This window comes from Micromonospora sp. Utrum1 (genome assembly GCF_057197805.1).
This window is the reverse complement of sequence record NZ_CM170071.1, coordinates 1,941,959-1,959,810: the sequence shown is the minus strand read 5'-3', so window position 1 is coordinate 1,959,810 and position 17,852 is coordinate 1,941,959. Positions and strand designations below refer to the sequence as shown.

Sequence of the window (17,852 nt, the reverse complement as noted above, 5' to 3'; positions counted from 1 at the left end):
CCCCACCGACCTCCACCGACGGCCTCCCGGCCGTCCGCGGCTCATGGACCGTACCTGCGTGAAAGGGGTTTGTCTTCCCCGTTGTCCGACCCTGCCACCCCGGCGCAACCCGACCCTGTCACGCCATCTCCGGGACACCCGCCGACACGCGCCCGACCGGCTGCGCACACCGGATCGCCCGGCGCACTAGGGTTGTCAGGTGACCGACGAACCACCCCTGCGCCGTCGGGCCGCCGAAAGCCGTACGGGAGAGGCCTCGCCGCATCCGTCCTCGGCCGCGCCGGAGCCGGCGGACGCGGGGACCGAACCCACCGCCGGCGGGCCCGTTCCCCTGACCGCCCCGCGCGACGGCACGCCCGCCCCGGTGGCCACCGCGCGCGAGCTCGACGAGGTCGTGGCCCGTTTCGCGGCCGGCAGCGGCCCGGTGGCCCTGGACGCCGAGCGCGCTTCGGGCTACCGCTACAGCCAGCGCGCCTACCTGGTGCAGCTGCGCCGGGCGGGCTCCGGCACGGCGCTGATCGACCCGCTGCCGCTGCCCGACCTCACCGCCCTCGACTCGGTGATCGCCGGGGCCGAGTGGGTGCTGCACGCCGCCAGCCAGGATCTCGCCTGCCTGGCCGAGGTGGGGCTGCGCCCGCGCCGCCTGTTCGACACCGAGCTGGCCGCCCGGCTGGCCGGCTTCGAGCGGGTGGGCCTGGCCGCGCTGACCGAGCAGGTGCTCGGTTACAGCCTGGAGAAGCACCACTCCGCGGCGGACTGGTCGAGCCGGCCGCTGCCGGAGTCCTGGCTCACGTACGCGGCGCTGGACGTGGAGCTGCTGGTCGACCTGCGCGACGCGCTCGACGAGGAGCTGGAGAAGCAGGGCAAGTCGGCGTGGGCGGCGGAGGAGTTCGCCGCGCTGGTCCGCAACGGCGCCCGCCCGCCTCGCGTACGGGCCGAGCCCTGGCGCCGCACCTCGGGCATCCACCGGGTGCGCGGCGCGCGTGCGCAGGCCCGGGTCCGCTCGCTGTGGTACGCGCGGGACCAGATCGCCGCGCGGCGGGACGCCGCCCCGGGCCGGGTGCTGCCGGACTCGGCCATCGTGGCCGCCGCCGAGCTGGACCCGAAGGACGAGAAGACCCTGCTCACCCTCCCCGGTTTCGGTGGCCGCTCGGTGCGCCGGTTGGCGCGTACCTGGCTGGCGGCCCTGGACGACGCCCGCCAGCTGCCGGATGACGCCCTGCCGGTGAATCCGGTGGTGGAGGGGCCGCCCCCGCCGCACCGGTGGGCGGAGCGGGACCCGGTGGCGGCCGGCCGGCTGGCCCGCTGCCGGGAGGTCGTGGTCGGCACGGCCGGCGCGCACAACCTGCCGCCGGAGAACCTGATCGCCCCGGACTACGTACGCCGCCTGGCCTGGCAACCGCCCGAGGAGATCACCGACGACACGGTCGCCGAAACCCTCCGCACCTTCGGCGCGAGGGAGTGGCAGATCACCCTCCTCCTCCCGGCCCTGACGGAGGCCCTCCACCTCCCGGCGTCCTGACCGGACCCCAGCGTCGATCATGAAGTTGGCGGCAGTTCTGGAGATCGACATCGCCGTCAACTTCATGATCGACAGGGCGACCGCGCTCGCGGCGCGTGTGGGGTTGGCCACATGGGGGGTGGTGTCGCCGTTGGTTACTGGCGAGTAGCATCCGGGGAAACGCCAGTGCCGGCTAGGAGGCTCCAAGTGCCCCGTGAAGTTCGGGATGTCGTCTTCGTCGACGGCGTCCGCACCCCGTTCGGCAAGGCGGGTGGCATGTACGCCAACACCCGCGCCGACGACCTGGTGATCCGCTGCATCCGCGAGCTGATGCGGCGCAACCCGCAGTTGCCGCCGGAGAAGGTGGAGGAGGTCGCCATCGCGGCCACCACCCAGATCGGCGACCAGGGCCTGACCATCGGCCGCACCGCCGCCCTGCTGGCCGGCCTGCCCAAGACGGTGCCCGGCTTCGCCATCGACCGGATGTGCGCCGGCGCGATGACCGCCGTCACCACCGTGGCCAGCGGCATCGCCGTGGGGGCGTACGACGTCGCCATCGCCGGTGGCGTCGAGCACATGGGCCGCCACCCGATGGGCGAGGGTGTCGACCCCAACCCGCGGATCATCGCGGAGAAGCTGGTCGACCCGTCCGCGCTGGTCATGGGCGCCACCGCGGAGAACCTGCACGACCGGGTCCCGCACATCACCAAGCAGCGCACCGACGCCTTCGCGCTCGCCTCGCAGCAGAAGACCGCCAAGGCGTACGCCAACGGCAAGCTCCAGGGCGACCTGGTGCCGGTGGCGATCCGCGACCCGGAGGCCGGCTGGGGCCTGGCCACCACCGACGAGGCTCCCCGGGAGACCTCGCTGGAGAAGCTCGCCACCCTCAAGACCCCGTTCCGCCCGCACGGCAAGGTCACCGCGGGCAACGCGGCGGGCCTGAACGACGGCGCCACCGCGGCCCTGCTGGTCGCCGAGGAGACCGCCCGCGAGCTGGGCCTGCCGATCGGCATGCGGCTGGTGTCCTTCGGTTTCGTCGGCGTCGAGCCCGAGGTGATGGGCGTCGGCCCGATCCCGTCGACGGAGAAGGCGCTGCGCATCGCCGGCCTGAGCATCGACGACATCGGCCTGTTCGAGTTGAACGAGGCGTTCGCGGTGCAGGTGCTGGCCTTCCTCGACCACTTCGGCATCGCCGACGACGACCCGCGGGTCAACCCGTGGGGCGGTGCGATCGCCATCGGTCACCCGCTCGCCTCCTCCGGCGTCCGGCTGATGACCCAGCTCGCCCGGCAGTTCGCCGAGCACCCCGAGGTCCGCTACGGCCTCACCGCCATGTGCATCGGCATCGGCATGGGCGGCACCGTGATCTGGGAGAACCCACACTGGACGGAGTCCAGCAAGTCCGCGCAGGGGGAGGGTGGAGACAAGTGAGCCTCGCCGCACCGAACGAGGTCGTCACCAAGGCGCTGCTGCGCCAGGTGAACGTACCGGGGCTGGACCGTCCCGCCGCCCTCATCACCCTCGACAACGGCTTCGACCACACCAAGCCGAACACCTTCGGGCCGGCCGGCCTGACCAGCCTGGACGAGGCGATCACCGCCGCGCTCGCGGCGAAGCCGGCGTTCATCGCGGTCACCGGCAAGCCGTACATCTTCTGCGTCGGCGCCGACATCGTCGGCCTGCCGGCGCTGGAGAACCGCGAGCAGGCGCTGGAGATCGGCCGGCTCGGCCACCGGGTCTTCGCCCGGCTCAAGGACAGCGAGATCCCGACCTTCGCCTTCGTCAACGGCGCGGCGATGGGCGGCGGCCTGGAGCTGGCCCTGCACTGCCACTACCGGACCCTGTCGGCGGGCGCGGCGGCTCTGGCGCTGCCCGAGGTCTCGCTCGGCCTGGTCCCCGGCTGGGGCGGCACCCAACTCCTGCCGAACCTGATCGGCATCCCCGCGGCGACGCAGGTGATCCTGCAGAACCCGCTGATGCAGAACAAGATGCTCAAGCCGAAGCAGGCCGCGGAGATGGGCATCGCGGACGTGCTGCTGGAGCCGGCCGACTTCCTGGAGCGGTCGCTGGAGTGGGCCGCCGGCGTCGTCTCCGGCGAGGTCACCGTGACCCGGCCAGAGGTCGACAAGGACATGTGGGCGGGCGTGCTCTACTTCGCCCGGCAGACCCTCGACCAGCGGCTGCACGGAGCGGTCCCGGCCGCCTACAAGGCGCTGGACCTGCTGGAGACCGCCAAGGACGCCGACTTCGCGGCCGGCACCGCGGCCGAGGACGAGGCCCTGGCCGACCTGGTCTTCTCCGAGGAGCTGCGCAGCGGCCTGTACGCCTTCGACCTGGTGCAGCGGCGGGCCAAGCGGCCGGCCGGAGCGCCGGACAAGGGCCTGGCCCGCCCGGTCACCAAGGTGGGCATCGTGGGCGCCGGCCTGATGGCCAGCCAGCTCGCCCTGCTCTTCGCCCGCCGGCTCCAGGTGCCGGTCGTCATGACCGACCTGGACCAGTCCCGGGTGGACAAGGGCGTCGGCTACGTGCACACCCAGATCGAGAAGGCCGTCAGCAAGGGCCGGATGGACAAGGGCACCGCGGCCAAGCTGTACGGCCTGGTCAGCGGCTCGGTCGACAAGTCCGTCTTCGCCGACGCCGACTTCGTCATCGAGGCGGTCTTCGAGGACCTGAACGTCAAGAAGCAGGTCTGGGCCGAGCTGGAGAAGATCGTCAAGCCGGAGGCGGTGCTCGCCACCAACACCTCCAGCCTGTCGATCAGCGAGATGGCCGCCGACCTGGAGCACCCGGAGCGGGTGGTCGGCTTCCACTTCTTCAACCCGGTCGCCGTGCTGCCGCTGCTGGAGATCGTCCGCGGCGAGCGGACCGACGACGCCACCCTGGCCACCGCGTTCGCGGTCGGGAAGCAGCTGAAGAAGTCGAGCGTGCTGGTCAAGGACGCCCCGGCGTTCGTGGTCAACCGGCTGCTGACCCGCTTCCTCGGCACCGTCTTCGCCGCCGTCGACCAGGGCACCCCGCTGGACGTGGCGAACAGCGCGCTGGACCCGCTGGGCCTGCCGATGCGCCCGCTCGCCCTGCTCCAGCTGGTCGGCCCGGCCGTGGCGTACCACGTGGGCGGCACCCTGCACGCCGCCTTCCCGGACCGGTTCGGGGTCAGCGAGAACCTCAAGCGGATCGCCGACTCGGGCCAGCCGATCGTGGTCGACGACCAGGTCAACGAGGAGGTCGCCAAGCTGCTCGTGGTCGGCGACCAGCCGCTCACCGCCGAGCAGGTCCGGCAGAACGCGCTGGACGCGCTGGCCCAGGAGATCCGGCTCATGCTCGACGAGGGCGTCGTCGCCGAGGCGCAGGACATCGACCTGTGCATGATCCTCGGCGCCGGCTGGCCGTTCCACCTGGGCGGCGTCACGCCGTACCTGGACCGGACCGGCACCGCCGAGCGGGTCACCGGCCGGCGGTTCCTGCCGCGCGGGGTCGCCAGCCTCCGCTGACAGCCACCGCCGCTCCCCCACGATCGCGGTGGCCGGCCGTCCCTCGCGGACGGTCCGGCCACCGCGATCGGCGTTTCCCCGCCGGTCACCGGCCGGACACCCTGCGCATACTTCCCCGACATCGCCCGGGCGGCCCGGTCACGAGCCGGTTCCGGTTTCGTCACGTCGGCAGCGGCCGGACACCGCTGTGTCGGTGCGGCTCGCTACGATCACGCGTCCGGATTTAACTCAGGAGCTGACACCATGTCCCAGCCGCCGTCCAGTCCCTACCCCGGTTCCTACCCCCCGCCCCACCAGCAGCCCGGTGGCTACCAGCCCCCGCAGCAGCCCCAGTACGGCGGCGGCTACCCACCGGCTCCGCAGCAGCAGCCCCAGTACGGCGGCGGCTACCCGGAGAGCAACCAGCCCGGCCAGCAGTACGGCGGCGGCTACCCGGAGAGCAACCAGCCCGGCCAGCAGTACGGGGGCGGTTACCCCGGCGCGGGGCAGCCCGGCCAGCAGTACGGCGGCGGCTACCCGGAGACCGGCCAGCCCGGCTACGGCGCCCCGGCCCCGCTGCCGCCGAAGAAGAAGTCGAGCGCCGGCAAGATCGTGCTGATCGTGCTGGCCGTCGTGCTGGTGCTCTGCGTCGGCGGTGGCGCCGCCATCTGGTTCGCCGCCAAGGACGAGGTCGGCGAGGTGGTCACGGCCACCAAGACCCGCCTGGTCGAGCCCACCACGCTGGCCGGCCGGGCGAAGGTGGACCAGCCGGAGCTCCAGTCGGCCGCGGTCCAGATGAAGTCGGAGATCAGCAAGGACGTCCCGAACACGACCAGCACGGTCGGCGCGTTCTACGGCGATCCGGCGAAGAAGGACCTGGTCATGATCGCCGGCGCGTCCGGCGTCATCGCCGACCCGCAGAAGGAGATGGCGGACGCCATCACGGCGATCACCCCCGAGCTGGGCGCCAAGGAGTTCAAGACGGTCGACGCCGGCCCGCTGGGCGGCGAGGCCAAGTGCGGCGACGGCAAGGCCGAGGACGTCCCGGTGGCCGTCTGCATGTGGGCCGACAAGGGCAGCCTCGGCATGGTGGTGGTCTACTTCAAGTCCGCCGCCGAGATCCAGTCGGAGTTCGTCACCATGCGCGGCGAGATCGAGAAGCAGGGCTGACCTCCCGCAGACCCGGTGGACCGGGCCCCCGCCCTGCGGCGGGGGCCCGGTCCCGTTTCGGATCAGGCCGAGGCGGCGCGCTCCGCCGGGCTGCGGCAGACGCAGAACTCATTGCCCTCGGGGTCGGCGAGCACCACCCAGCCGGTGCCGTCCGGCCGGCGGCGGTCGTCGACCAGGGTGGCCCCGAGGTCGCGCAGCCGCGCCACCTCCTCGTCCCGGGTCCCCTCGGCCGCGTGCACGTCGAGGTGGAACGCGCCCTTGCCGTGCCGCTCCCCCACCGAGACGAAGAGCAGGTCGGGGCCGTGGCCGCCGGGCGCGGCGAGGACCGCCTCCGGGTCGCCCGGGTGGTCGTCGTCGTTCAGCTTCCGGTCGAGAACCCGGGCCCACCAGCTGGCCAGGGTGAACGGGTCGTCGCTCTCGACGGTGACGCAGTGGATCTGTGCACTCACGGTGCTTTCCTCCTGGATCGGAGTGCGCCCCGCCGGAGTGAGGGAGTCAGCGGCGACTGCGGGGCGCGGGACGGTTCATGGTGAACATCGACCACACCCCCTTCCACGTCTCGGGCTGACGCCGTTGATCATGTCACCGACTGGCGGCGGGAACAAGCCCGGCCCGGCCCCGAGAGCGGGACCGGGCCGGACGAGTACCCAGGGTCACGGGCCGACGAAGACCGCCTTCGCCCGCCAGTCGACGCCGTCCACGGCGGGGCCGCTGCGCACGGCGAACGCCGCGACCGGCGCACCGCCCGCCCAGTCCGTGGCCGACAGCTCGCCGGTGCTCCGGTTGACCTTGTAGAGGGTGCTGCCGGCCAGGAAGACCGACCCGGCGTCGGCGAAGCCGCTCGCCCCGGCGATGGTGAACCTCTCCGCGCCCACCACGCCGCTGTCCGGGGTGAACCAGCGCCAGAACAGGCCGCCCTGCCCGGCGAGGGTGTAGTAGAGCTGGCCGCCGCTGTAGAACATGCCGGTGACGTTGGGGATCTCCGGATAGAAGGTGTTGGTCACCCCGGCGTACGTCTGGCCGGCCGGGCCGGAGTCCGTCTCCACCGCGTCCCAGTAGGCGTCGTGGTACGGGTCGACCGCCGAGGCGGCGCCGAAGGTGGACCCGTTGAAGGTGCGCCGCCACAGCGACCCGTTCATCCCGTAGAAGAGCGTGCCGCCGACCCAGAACGCGCCCCGCGCGGTGGACCACGCGGTGCCGTCCGGGACGGCCACCGGGCCGACCGCGCCGACGGTGGTGACCCCGTCGTACGACCGGACCTGCACCTCGTCGCCGGTGCCGGCGGGCGGGGCGCCGGTCTTGACGATCTCGATGCCGTCGACCAGCGGGTTCTCCACCACGTGCCGGAACTCGAGGTCGATCGAGCCGTCGCTGACCACGGTGAACGCCCGCATGGTGCCCACGTTGTGCCCGACGCTGGCGGAGAGGTCGAGGTCGTCCAGGACGGTGGCGCCCTCCAGGGCCACGTCGAAGACCCGGGAACCGGCCGCGGCGGTGCCGTCGTACCGGTTGGCCAGGTAGAGCCGGACCTGGACCTCGGTGCCCGCGGGCACCGGGAACTGCCAGCTCAGCTCCGGGTCGCCGGCCGGGTCCCAGCGCTCGTCGCTGTAGAGCGCGGCCGGGGTGCCGGCCGGCACGGTGGCGTCCACGCCGCCCACCGGCGCGAAGCCGGCCGTGCTGCTGCCGGCGTTGTGGTACGGGCTGGGGTTGCCGCCGTCGTCGGCCGCCCAGTCCGGTCCGCTGTCCGTCGAGGCGACCAGCGGGCCGCCGGCGTTGACCCGGTGCAGCACGTTCGTCGGCGCCGGGACACCGGCCTGGTACACGTGCCCCGGGAGGGTGGCCGTGGTGGTCGGGTGCGGCGCCGCGCCGCCGGTCAGCGGGAAGAACGCGATCCGCTCCCGGCGGTACTGGAAGTTGCCGATCCACGAGGTGTCCGAGCCGACCCAGAGGCCGGCCGGGGTGACCAGCATCTCCGAGGCGCCGATGCCGCGGGGGTGCCGGCCCGGGTTCCAGGACAGTGGCAGGCCGGTGCGCGGGTCGAGGGCCGCGATGCTGGCCCGGCCGACCGCGCCGGCCTGGGCCGAGTCGCCGCCGAAGCTGTTGTTCAGCCAGCGGAAGTGACCGCCGACGTAGACCGCCTGCTCGCTGATGCCGACCGAGAGGTAGGTGTCGCCGCCGGTGTAGTCGACCCAGGTGGGCTGGAGGTCCGCGCCGGTGGCGCCGGCCTCCCAGCGGGCGGCGGCGTCGCAGAGCGTGCCGCCGTTCGGCGCGCCGGTGGTCACCACCACGAAGTAGCTGCCGTCCGGGGCGAAGGCGAGGTCCCGCATGTACGAGTCGAACGCCCACCAGGCGCAGCGCGGGGTGTACCGGCTGGTGTTCCAGTCGGCCACGGTGGCCGACGTGGGGCCCAGGTCGAGTTTGACGATCTGGTCGTGCAGCACCCCGTCGGCCTTCTTGAAGTTGCCGATCACCACGAGTTTCGTGCCGTCCGGGGACACGGCCAGCTTCTCGGCCCCGACGCCCCCGTTCGCGCCGCTGACCCCGTCGTAGTTGTGGTGCTCGGTGAGCGCGGTGGCGAGGTAGCCGTCCAGCGCGCCGGTGCTCGCGTTGAGCGAGGCGAGGCCGCCGCGCGGGTTGGCGTTGCCGGCCGTGGTGAAGATGCCGCCCACCAGCAGCCGCCCGCCGACCAGGGCGACGTCGTTGACCAGCCCGTTGAACGCCGGAGGGGCGAAGCTGGTGACCAGAGCCCCGGTGGCGACGTTGAGCAGGGCCACCTTGCGCCGGGTCACTCCGTTGACGGTGTTGAACCTGCCGGCGACGAAGACCGTCCCGGTGGTGGGCCCGGCAACCACCGCGTACACCTCGTTGTCGACGGTCGGCGCGAAGGCGGTGTCCACCATGCCGGTGGCCTTGTCGAAGGCGAGCAGGTAGTTGCGGGTGATGTCGGCGTCGGACCCGCGGTTCTGCACCCGGGTGAACGAGCCGGCCACGATGATCTTCGTGCCGGCGTCGTGGATCGCGTCGACCTTTCCGTCCATGATGTCCGGCGAGGCGGTGGAGGGGGTCGCCTTGACCAGGGTGGTGTGGTCGGGCGCGGCGGCGGCGGGGCCGGCCGGGGCCAGTCCGGCGGCGGTGAGCGCGACGGCGGCGAGGGCCACGAGGACACGGCGTGTGCGGGCCGAGGGGTGGGTCACGGGCAGCTCCGGAGGCTCATGTGGACAGGCGTGTCGCAGCACTCACCCTGGGCCACCCGTCACACGCCGTCCAGCACCGGCCACGCTTTCTGCCCGACCACCGCTGCGCTCCCCCCGACCACCCGGAGCGGCCGGACGGGACAGCCGGGCCCGGCCGCACGAACAGGTGACCGCCGATCGGCCCCTCAGGTGGCCGCGGGGGCGTCGGCCGACGGCAGGGTGACGGTCACCTCCAGGCCGCCGCCCGGCTGGGCGACCGCCTTCACCGTGCCGCCGTGCGCGTCGCAGACCGCCCGCACGATGGACAGTCCGAGGCCGGAGCCGCGGGCGCCGGTGCGTTCCTGCCCGCCGCGACGGAACGGCTCGAACAGCCCCGGCACGTCGGCCGGGGCGACCTCGAACCCGGTGTTGCCGACCACCAGCCAGGACCGCTGCCCGTCGGTGCCGGTCCGCACCCAGAGCCGGCCGTGCAGGTGGTTGTAGCGGACCGCGTTCTCCACCAGGTTGCCGGCGAGCCGGTCGAGCAGGCCCGGGTCGCCGACCACCGGTGCGGAGCGCAATGAGGTGTGCACCTTCAGGCCGATCCGCTCCACCTCGCGGGCCATCGCGGAGAGCGCGTTGGCGGTGCCGACGGCGAGGTCGAACTCGGTGCGCCGGGCCAGCCGGCCGCCGGTCTGCGCCTCGCTGCGGGCCAGCACCAGCAGCGCGTCGACCAGCCCGTTGGCGCGTTCCGAGGCGTCCCGGACCACGCTGGCCATCCGGCGGTATTCGGCGAGGTCCGCCTCGTCGTCGCTGAGCGTCACGTCGATCTCGGTACGCATCACCGCGAGCGGCGTCCGCAGCTCGTGCGAGGCGTTGGCCACGAACCGCCGCTGCGCCTCGAAGGCGGCGCTGATCCGGTCCAGCATGGCGTCGAAGGTCTCGGCCAGCTCGGCCACCTCGTCGTCCGCGCCGGACCAGCCGATCCGCTCGTCGAGGGTGGTCTCGCCGAGCCGGCGCGCGGTGGCGGTGACCTGGTGCAGCGGGCGCAGCGCCCGGCCGGCCACCGCGTACGCCCCGGCGACCCCGACCATGCCGATCGCCGCCAGCGCCACCAGGCCCTTCACCAGCAGCTCCCGCGAGGCGGCGTCGATCAGTTGCCGCTGCCAGTGCCCGGCGTCGAGGGTGCGGCCGTCGGCGAGCACCACCGTGGAGCCGGGCAGCAGCTCGTCGGTGGGGCGCAGCGCGTCCCGGACCAGCAGCCAGGCCAGCAGCACCAGGAGCGCGCCGGCCCCGACCAGCAGCACGCCGTTGAGCAGGGTGAGCCGCAGCCGCAGGGTGGGCCGCAGCCGGGACCGGCCGGTCACGCGGAGGCCTCGCCGATCCGGTAGCCCGCGCCGACCACCGTCTCGATCAGTGGTGGGTCGCCGAGCTTCTTGCGCAGCGTCATCACGGTGACCCGGACGATGGTGGTGAACGGGTCGGTGTTGGCGTCCCAGACCCGCTCCAGCAGCTCCTCGCTGGAGACCACCGCGCCGCGCGCCTTGAGCAGCTCGGCCAGCACGCCGAACTCCTTGTTGGTGAGGTCGACCGGCTCGCCACCGCGGGTGACCACCCGGCGGGCCGGGTCGAGCACCAGGTCGGCCAGCTCCAGCACCGGCGGGGCGGCCGGGGTGGCCCGCCGTCCCAGCGCCTGCACCCGGGCGACCAGCTCGTCGAAGGCGAACGGCTTGGGCAGGTAGTCGTCGGCGCCGAGCTGCAGCCCCTCCACCCGGTCGGCCACCGTGCCGCTCGCGGTCAGCATCAGCACCCGGGTCAGCGCGCCGGAGGCGGCCAGGTCGGCGCAGATCCGGTCGCCGTGCACGCCGGGCAGGTCGCGGTCCAGGATCACCACGTCGTAGCGGGTGACGAAGGCGGCCTCGTGCCCGGCGTCGCCGTCGTAGGCGACGTCCACGGCCATCCCGCGCTTGCGCAGCCCGCGCGCGATCGCGTCGGCGAGGTTCCGCTCGTCCTCGACCACCAGTACCCGCATCCCGGCCTCCCACCTCGTGACCTCCCACAACCTAGTGCGGGCCGCCAAGCGTCCCGCGCCGGCCGTCATTGCAAAAAATCTTCGGGTACGCGATGCTCGCCGGCAGGTAGCGACAACCGCCCCGGCCACCGGCCCGGGTCCGAGCCGACGGGAGCCCGCATGACCGCTGTCGACCCTGGCCGGGACGTGACGTACCACCGCTTCCGCTTCCCGGCGGACCTGCACCTGGGCACCGCGGACGGTCTGGCCGGCGGCCCGGACGGGCTGGTGCTCGCCGCGCCGGCCGACCGGGTCGAGCACACCGACCCGCACTCCGGCGACACCGCCGGCTACGACGCGGCGACCTGGACCTCTCCGGTGGTGCCGGTCGACTTCGCGGTCGCCGAACTGGTCCCCTCCTGGACCGCCGACGCCCCGCCCGGCTGCTGGCTCCGGGTGGAGTTGCGCGGCTGGGCCGGTGGAGTCGCCACCACCGGCTGGTACGACCTGGGCCGGTGGGCCGCCGACGAGACGACCATCCACCGCTCCTCGGTGCCGGGCCAGGCCGACGAGGCGGCCCGGGTCGCGGCCGACACCCTGCGCGTGACGGGCGCGACGGTCACCGGCTGGCAGGCCCGGGTCACCCTGCTCCGGCGCCCCGACGCCCCGGCCGGGCCGGTGCTGCGCACGCTCGGCGTGGTCGCCTCGGCCGGCGACACGCCCGGCCCGCCGGCCACCCGGACGGGCGCGCCGGGGGCTGCGGACGGCGGGCCGACCACCGTGCCGGCCCCGGTCGACGGGACGCCCGGCCACGCGCTCGGGCGGGTGCTGGACGTGCCCCGCTACGCGCAGCGGCTGCACGCCGGCGGGGAGACCCGCTGGGGCGGCGGCGGTGACTCCTGGTGCAGCCCCACCTGCGTGTCGATGGTGCTCGACTACTGGGGCGCCGGCCCCACCCCCGACCGGTACGCCTGGGTCGCCCCGCCCGGTCCCCGGCCGGTGGTGGTGCACGCCGCCCGGCACTGCTACGACCACGCCTACGCCGGGGCCGGGAACTGGGCGTTCAACGCCGCGTACGCGGGGCTGCACGGGGTGGACGCCTTCGTCACCCGGCTGCGCTCGCTGGCCGAGGCGGAACGGTTCGTGGCCGTCGGCATCCCGCTGATCGTCTCGGCCGCCTTCCACCGGGGGCAGGTGCCCGGGCTGGACTACGACACCCGGGGACACCTGATCGTGCTGGTCGGCTTCACCGCCGACGGCGACCCGGTGCTCAACGACCCGTACGCCCCGGACGACGAGGGGGTCCGCCGGACGGTGCCCCGGGCGGCGTTCGAGGCGGCCTGGCAGCGCGGCAGCGGCGGGGTCGTCTACGTGGTGCGACCGGAGTCGGTGCCGCTGCCGCCGGCACCCGCGCAGGCCAACTGGTGACTCACCGGCCCACCGGCCAGATCGTCAGCCCGCCCGACGGGCGCAGGCAGACCAGCGCCGTGCCCGAGTCGGCGCACTCGTCCCAGGAGCCCGGAAGCACCGCCCGGATCCGGACCTCCCCGGCCGCGACATCCAGCGCGCCGACCAAGGTCCGGTCGCCGGGCATGCGGCGCAGCCCGAGCAGCCGGGTCGGGTCGCTCACGATGCCGGTGGTACGCCAACGGCCGAGCCGGGCGAGGGCGCGCCCGGTGGCCGGGTCGAGCACCGACAGCTCCAGCTCCAGCCCGACGCCGGGCTCGGCGCCGAGCAGCCGGTCGCCGACCGGCGCCATCCCGATCCACTGGTCGTCCACCCAGCTCGGCCGCCCGGTGGCCGGGTCGAGAGCCCGTACCCCGCCGACCTGGTCGCGGATGCACACCATCCCGGCGCACTCGACGAACCAGACCCCGGCGCGGGGCTCCACCGGCACGTCCCAGCGCCGGTCCAGCCGGTCCAGCCCGTACGCGGTGACCGTGCCCGGCGCGCCGTCGACCAGCAGCAGGTCGGCCACCACCTGGGTGAACCGGTAGGAGACCCGGTCCGCGGCCGGCGGCACCCGGCCGGCGTGCACCAGGGCGCCGGAGTCCGCGTCGTGCACCTCCACCCGGCCGTCCGGGGTGATCAGCACGATCTGGGTCACCCCCCGATCGTCCTCCCGGTACCCCACCCCGTTGCCGGGCAGCAGCAACGACCAGCGCACCGCGCCCGAGACCGGGTCGACGGCCAGCACGGTGCCGGTCCCGGCCGCGCGTGGGGTCTCGAACAGCACCCCGCCGGACCGGGTCGACACCGGGTAGCCCGACTGCCGCCAGCGCACCGCGCCGGTGGCCGGGTCGAGCAGGGTCGAGACCGTGTCGCCGGCCCCGGCCGGGCTGCTCGTCACCAGCAGCCCGCCGGCCACCGTGCCCAGCCCGAGCAGGTGGTCGCCGACCGGCAGGGTGAACCGCCAGAGCGGCTCCCCGCCGGGCAGCCGGTGCCCGGTGACCACCCGGCCGCCCCGGCCGATCGTGCCCGGACCGTCGGCCACCATGAGCCGGCCCGCCAGGACCAGGAAGATGGCGCCCTGCGGGGCGGGCACCCGGATCCCCACCGGCTGCCGGGCCGGCCCGGCGGCGCCCGCCAGGGTCAGCAGGGCGAGGCAACAGGCGGCCACCGCCCGGGCCACCCGGCCCGGCGGCCGGACCGGCGAGGTCTCCGGCTCGTCGGCCTCCTCGCCGTGCCGCATCTCCCCCAGCTCGATGACCGGGCTCACGACAACCGCCACAGCCCGAAGTCGCCGTCCGTGCGGCGGCAGACGAGCAGCTTCGCGCCCATCCGGCAGTCGCCGACGGCGCCGATCATCACCTGGCGGACCTCGGCGCGGCCGCCGGCCGGGTCCAGCTCGGCGAGGAGCAGACGGCTGTTTCTCACCCGCCGGACGCCGAACAGCCGGCCGTCGAACTCGTCCTGCGGGATCACGTCCCACTCGCCGAGGTCGGCCACCAGCCGGCCGGTCGCCTCCTCGACCACCGCCAGGGCGGTTCCGGTGCCCGTGGTCATGCCCACGGCGACCAGAAGCCGGCCGCCGGCGGCCAAAAGCGTCCCCGTCCACCGGTCGTCGGTCCACCGCACGGCGCCGGTGGCGGGGTCGAGCGCCCACATCCCGCCGGTCTGCCCGGTGGCGCAGAGCAGACTGCCGCACCGCTCCGCGAAGCCGACAAGCGGGAGATCGGCCGTCCAGCGGCGCTGGAGGGTGTCGAGGTCGTAACCCGTGACGGTGCCACCGGCGTCCCCGATCACCAACAGCATCCCGGCGGCGAGCAGGGTCCGCTGCCGGGTGGGCAGGTCGCCGGGGCGCAGGTCGCGGGCGACCAGCCGGGCGCCGGTGACGGCGTCGTAGACGGCGGTCTCGCCTGCGGCCGGCAGGTAGACCAGCCGGTCCACGCCGGCCGGGCCGAAGCTGAGTTCGAGGTTGTCCGGTGTGCCCGGGACCGACCACAGGGTCCGGCCGTCGCGCACCGCCACCCGGCGGATCGGCTGCCGGTCCGCCACCTCGGGGACCTGCATCAGCAGCGCCTCGCCGGCCGGGAAGCCCACCCCGGGCTGGCGCCAGCTCACCCGGCCGGTGCGCGCGTCGAAGCCCATCGACTCCCACCCCGAGTCGCCGGCGGTCCGCCCGACCAGGAGCACGGTGCCGTCCTGCTCCCACACCGAGGCGGCGACGCCCGCCCCGGGCAGCGCGGTCCGCCAGAGTGTCCGGGGTGGACCCCCGGCCACCCGGTACGCGACGAGTCGGCGGCGGCCGTCGGCGTGCTGCGGGTCGAGCGGCTGCACCACGTACACCCGGTCGCCGGAGACGAAGGCGGTGGCCGCGGGGCCGCCCACCAGGGTGCGCGCGGCGGCACGCGGCGGCGGAGCCGCGGCGGCCAGCGTGACCAACGCCACCAGCAGCACCGCGACGGTCCGGAACGGACGGCCGGCGGCCCGCGGACGCCGGGTCGAGGGCTCCGGCACGGCGTCGTCGCGCACCTCACCCAGATCGATGACGGTCACGACGACCTCCTCCCCGCGCCGCCGCCCCGGCGGTCCCGGCCGAGACCGGTACGAGACGTGCCGCCTGTACGATGGCCCGTCGTGGCTGTGCCGGTGGTCGACCCTTCGCTGAACTCCTCGCGCGTCGAGGCCGAGCCCGTCGTGGCGGCTCCGCCACGCCGGCCCCGCCGCCGGCCGGCCCGCGCCGACGTGCTGGCCATCGGAGCCTATGCGGTGCTCGGCGTTCTCGTCTGCCTCAACTATTGGGGCGACGTGCAACACCGGGTCTCCTCGCACCTGCCGACCGACCACAGCTGGTTCGAGTGGCTCTTCGCCCACGGCGCGTACTCGTTGCGTCACCTGGAGAACCCGCTCTTCACCGCCCGGCAGAACGCGCCGGACGGGGTGAACATGATGGCGAACACCTCGCTGCTCGGGGTCACCCTGCCGCTGGCGCCGCTCACCCTGCTGCTCGGCCCGCAGGTGATGTACGCGCTCTACCTCGGCGCGGCCCTGTCGGCGACCGCGGCCACCTCCTACTGGGTGCTGTCCCGGCACCTGGTCCGCTCGCGCGGGGCGGCCTTCGTGGGCGGCGCCTTCCTCGGCTTCGCCCCGGGCATCGTGCACCACGCCAACGGGCAGCCGAACTTCGTCTCGAACTTCCTGCTTCCGCTGATCGTGGCCCGGGTGCTGCGGCTCGGCGAACCGGGCCGGTGGCGGCGCAACGGGATCGCGCTGGGCCTGCTGGTGGCGTACCAGATCTTCATCAACGAGGAGATGCTGCTGCTCACCGCGCTGGCCTGCCTGGTCGTCGTGGCGGCGTACGCGGTGCAGCGGCCGCGGGCGGCGCGCGAGCGGGCCGGCGCCTTCCTCGCCGCCGTCGGGGTGGGCGGCGGGCTGACCCTGCTGCTGACCGCCTACCCGATCTGGTTCCAGTTCAACGGGCCGCAGTCCTACCGGGGTCTGCAGGGCGGGGTCTTCCACGACTGGGGCGAGGACCTGATGGCCTTCGTGACCTTCGCCCGGGACACCGTGGCCGGGGACGAGGCGGTGGAGAAGACCATCGGGCTGACCGAGCAGAACACCTGGTTCGGCTGGCCGCTGGTGCTGGTCGCGCTGGTCGCCCTGGTGCTGCTGGTGCGCCGCTCGCTGCCGGCCCGGATCGTGGCCGTGCTGGTGGTGCTCTTCTCGGTCGCCGCGATCGGCCCGAAGGTGCGCTTCGACGGGGTGGAGACCGCCGTCGACGGCCCCTGGGCGTACGTGCCGGACGACCTGCCGCTGGTCGAGATGATGATGCCGACCCGGCTGAGCCTGGTGGTGGTCGCCGCGGTCGGCGTGCTGCTCGCGCTGGCCTGGGACGCCCTGTCGGGGCGCGGCCGCCCGCCGGTGCCCGCCCAGCGCACCGGATCGTCCAATCCGGCCCCGCCGCGCCGCCGCTGGCTGCGCCTCGTCGGGTACGCCGCCATCGTGGCCGCGCTGCTCCCGCTGCTCCCCCGCCCGCTGCCGGCCCAGCGGATCGACCCGCCGCCGCACTTCATCACCGCCGGCGGCTGGCGGCCGTACGTGCCGGACGGCCGGACCCTGGTGCCGGTGCCGATCCCGAGCAACGTGCACGGCCTGCCCACGCTGCGCTGGAGCGCGCTGACCCGGCAGGAGTTCCCCATCCCCGGCGGCTACTTCATCGGCCCGAACGAGGTGGGCGAGGGGGTCTTCGGCGCGCCGAACCGGCCCACCAGCACGCTGATCTACTCCACCATGGACACGGACAGGGTGCCGCCGCTCACCGACGAGAACCGCCGCCAGGCCCTCGACGACCTGCGCTTCTGGAAGGCCTCAGTGGTGGTGCTCGGCGCGAACCCCCGCGAGGGCGTGCTCCGTGAGCTGATTACCCAGTTGCTGGGCCCGCCGCAGCGCGTCGACGACGTGTGGCTCTGGGACGTCCGCGACCGCGTCTGACCAACTCTCCGGGCCCGCGCCGCCCCCCGGCTCAGCGGTTGTCGCCGCTGCCACCCAGCACGCCACGGCCCTGGCGGCTGGCCAGCTTGGCCAGGTTGGCCGTCGCGATGTCGTCCAGCGACAGGTCGAGGTAGTCGGCGAGCACCGCCACGTACCAGAGCACGTCACCGAGTTCCTTGGCGATGTCGGCCCGGTCGATCCGCGACTCCTCGCTGTCGAGGTCGCGGACCCACTTCTTGAACTTCTCGGCGATCTCCCCCGACTCACCGACCAGCCCGAGCACCAGGTGGAGCAGCTCGTTCCTCTTGTCACGCGGAGCGGCGGTACGGAGGGCGCCACGCTGATACTCATCCAGGTCCACGACGGGTCAGTATGGTCGAACCGGCCCCCGGCGTGAATCGCCTACGCCATCAAGTTCGTAGCGTCCTCCGACCCATGACGACGCGGGCCGCCCGCGACCGCCGGCTCCGGTCGTGGCGTCCTTCGGACAATGACGATCCGGGCCACCGCGAGCGCCGGCCGTGTCACAGATGGTCGACCGTCGCCGGCCCTCTACCGAGGAGGCCGCACTGCCAACCGTCAGCGGCGAGGGA

Annotated in this window: 13 protein-coding genes; 6 read left to right on the top strand and 7 right to left on the bottom strand. The window is 74.1% G+C overall.

Annotated elements, in window-relative coordinates; genetic code table 11:
• The first annotated feature begins 199 nt into the window (after positions 1–199).
• The 4 genes from AC0OLQ_RS09570 to AC0OLQ_RS09555 all read left to right on the top strand — a co-directional run bounded on the left by AC0OLQ_RS09570 (position 200) and on the right by AC0OLQ_RS09555 (position 6,141).
• Positions 200–1,522: an HRDC domain-containing protein gene (locus tag AC0OLQ_RS09570; protein WP_484531021.1), complete on the top strand. Its 1,323-nt coding sequence runs from the start codon at positions 200–202 to the stop codon at positions 1,520–1,522.
• Between the two features lie 186 nt (positions 1,523–1,708).
• Entirely contained in the window at positions 1,709–2,932 is a 1,224-nt protein-coding gene (locus tag AC0OLQ_RS09565) for a thiolase family protein (protein ID WP_357339490.1), read from the top strand.
• On the top strand, positions 2,929–4,992 hold the full coding sequence (locus tag AC0OLQ_RS09560; RefSeq protein WP_357339491.1) for a 3-hydroxyacyl-CoA dehydrogenase NAD-binding domain-containing protein: 2,064 nt from the start codon (positions 2,929–2,931) through the stop codon (positions 4,990–4,992). The genes AC0OLQ_RS09565 and AC0OLQ_RS09560 overlap by 4 nt, the downstream gene beginning before the upstream one ends.
• A gap of 243 nt (positions 4,993–5,235) precedes the next feature.
• The gene (locus tag AC0OLQ_RS09555) at positions 5,236–6,141 is read left to right on the top strand and encodes a hypothetical protein (RefSeq protein ID WP_484531020.1); all 906 of its coding nucleotides are present in this window, start codon (positions 5,236–5,238) and stop codon (positions 6,139–6,141) included.
• Between the two features lie 62 nt (positions 6,142–6,203).
• Here the strand turns inward: AC0OLQ_RS09555 and AC0OLQ_RS09550 are convergent, their stop codons facing one another.
• From AC0OLQ_RS09550 to AC0OLQ_RS09535, 4 genes are all read right to left on the bottom strand, one after another.
• On the bottom strand, positions 6,204–6,590 hold the full coding sequence (locus AC0OLQ_RS09550; protein WP_357339495.1) for a VOC family protein: 387 nt from the start codon (positions 6,588–6,590) through the stop codon (positions 6,204–6,206).
• A gap of 204 nt (positions 6,591–6,794) precedes the next feature.
• The gene (locus AC0OLQ_RS09545) at positions 6,795–9,335 is read right to left on the bottom strand and encodes a malectin domain-containing carbohydrate-binding protein (protein WP_484531019.1); all 2,541 of its coding nucleotides are present in this window, start codon (positions 9,333–9,335) and stop codon (positions 6,795–6,797) included.
• Positions 9,336–9,520: 185 nt separating this feature from the next.
• Positions 9,521–10,681, bottom strand: coding sequence for a sensor histidine kinase (locus tag AC0OLQ_RS09540; protein ID WP_357339508.1), 1,161 nt, complete (start codon positions 10,679–10,681; stop codon positions 9,521–9,523).
• Positions 10,678–11,346 carry a response regulator transcription factor gene (locus tag AC0OLQ_RS09535; RefSeq protein WP_357339510.1) on the bottom strand — a complete coding sequence of 223 codons (669 nt, stop codon included), beginning with the start codon at positions 11,344–11,346 and terminating at the stop codon, positions 10,678–10,680. The genes AC0OLQ_RS09540 and AC0OLQ_RS09535 overlap by 4 nt, the downstream gene beginning before the upstream one ends.
• 159 nt (positions 11,347–11,505) lie before the next feature.
• Here AC0OLQ_RS09535 and AC0OLQ_RS09530 point away from each other — a divergent pair, with 159 nt between their 5' ends.
• Complete coding sequence (locus AC0OLQ_RS09530) at positions 11,506–12,753, top strand: peptidase C39 family protein (RefSeq protein ID WP_484531018.1); 1,248 nt, start codon at positions 11,506–11,508, stop codon at positions 12,751–12,753.
• Between the two features lies 1 nt (position 12,754).
• On the opposite strand, the gene AC0OLQ_RS09525 is transcribed toward AC0OLQ_RS09530, so the two are convergent.
• Complete coding sequence (locus tag AC0OLQ_RS09525) at positions 12,755–14,056, bottom strand: outer membrane protein assembly factor BamB family protein (RefSeq protein WP_484531017.1); 1,302 nt, start codon at positions 14,054–14,056, stop codon at positions 12,755–12,757.
• Positions 14,041–15,324 carry an outer membrane protein assembly factor BamB family protein gene (locus AC0OLQ_RS09520; protein WP_484531016.1) on the bottom strand — a complete coding sequence of 428 codons (1,284 nt, stop codon included), beginning with the start codon at positions 15,322–15,324 and terminating at the stop codon, positions 14,041–14,043. The genes AC0OLQ_RS09525 and AC0OLQ_RS09520 overlap by 16 nt, the downstream gene beginning before the upstream one ends.
• Before the next feature lie 108 nt (positions 15,325–15,432).
• Between AC0OLQ_RS09520 and AC0OLQ_RS09515 the strand changes: the two genes are divergently transcribed.
• Positions 15,433–17,259 (top strand): DUF6311 domain-containing protein, encoded by a 1,827-nt coding sequence (locus AC0OLQ_RS09515; RefSeq protein ID WP_484532307.1) that lies wholly within the window; start codon positions 15,433–15,435, stop codon positions 17,257–17,259.
• A 31-nt stretch (positions 17,260–17,290) separates the two neighbouring features.
• Here AC0OLQ_RS09515 and AC0OLQ_RS09510 read toward each other — a convergent pair whose 3' ends face one another.
• Entirely contained in the window at positions 17,291–17,620 is a 330-nt protein-coding gene (locus AC0OLQ_RS09510; protein ID WP_357339527.1) for a nucleoside triphosphate pyrophosphohydrolase family protein, read from the bottom strand.
• Between the last annotated feature and the right edge of the window lie 232 nt (positions 17,621–17,852).

Excerpts from the sequence above, each read along its gene's own strand:
- AC0OLQ_RS09555 (WP_484531020.1), top strand. The coding sequence starts at position 5,236 with ATGTCCCAGCCGCCGTCCAGTCCCTACCCCGGTTCCTACCCCCCGCCC.
- AC0OLQ_RS09535 (WP_357339510.1), bottom strand. The coding sequence starts at position 11,346 with ATGCGGGTACTGGTGGTCGAGGACGAGCGGAACCTCGCCGACGCGATC.
- AC0OLQ_RS09530 (WP_484531018.1), top strand. The coding sequence starts at position 11,506 with ATGACCGCTGTCGACCCTGGCCGGGACGTGACGTACCACCGCTTCCGC.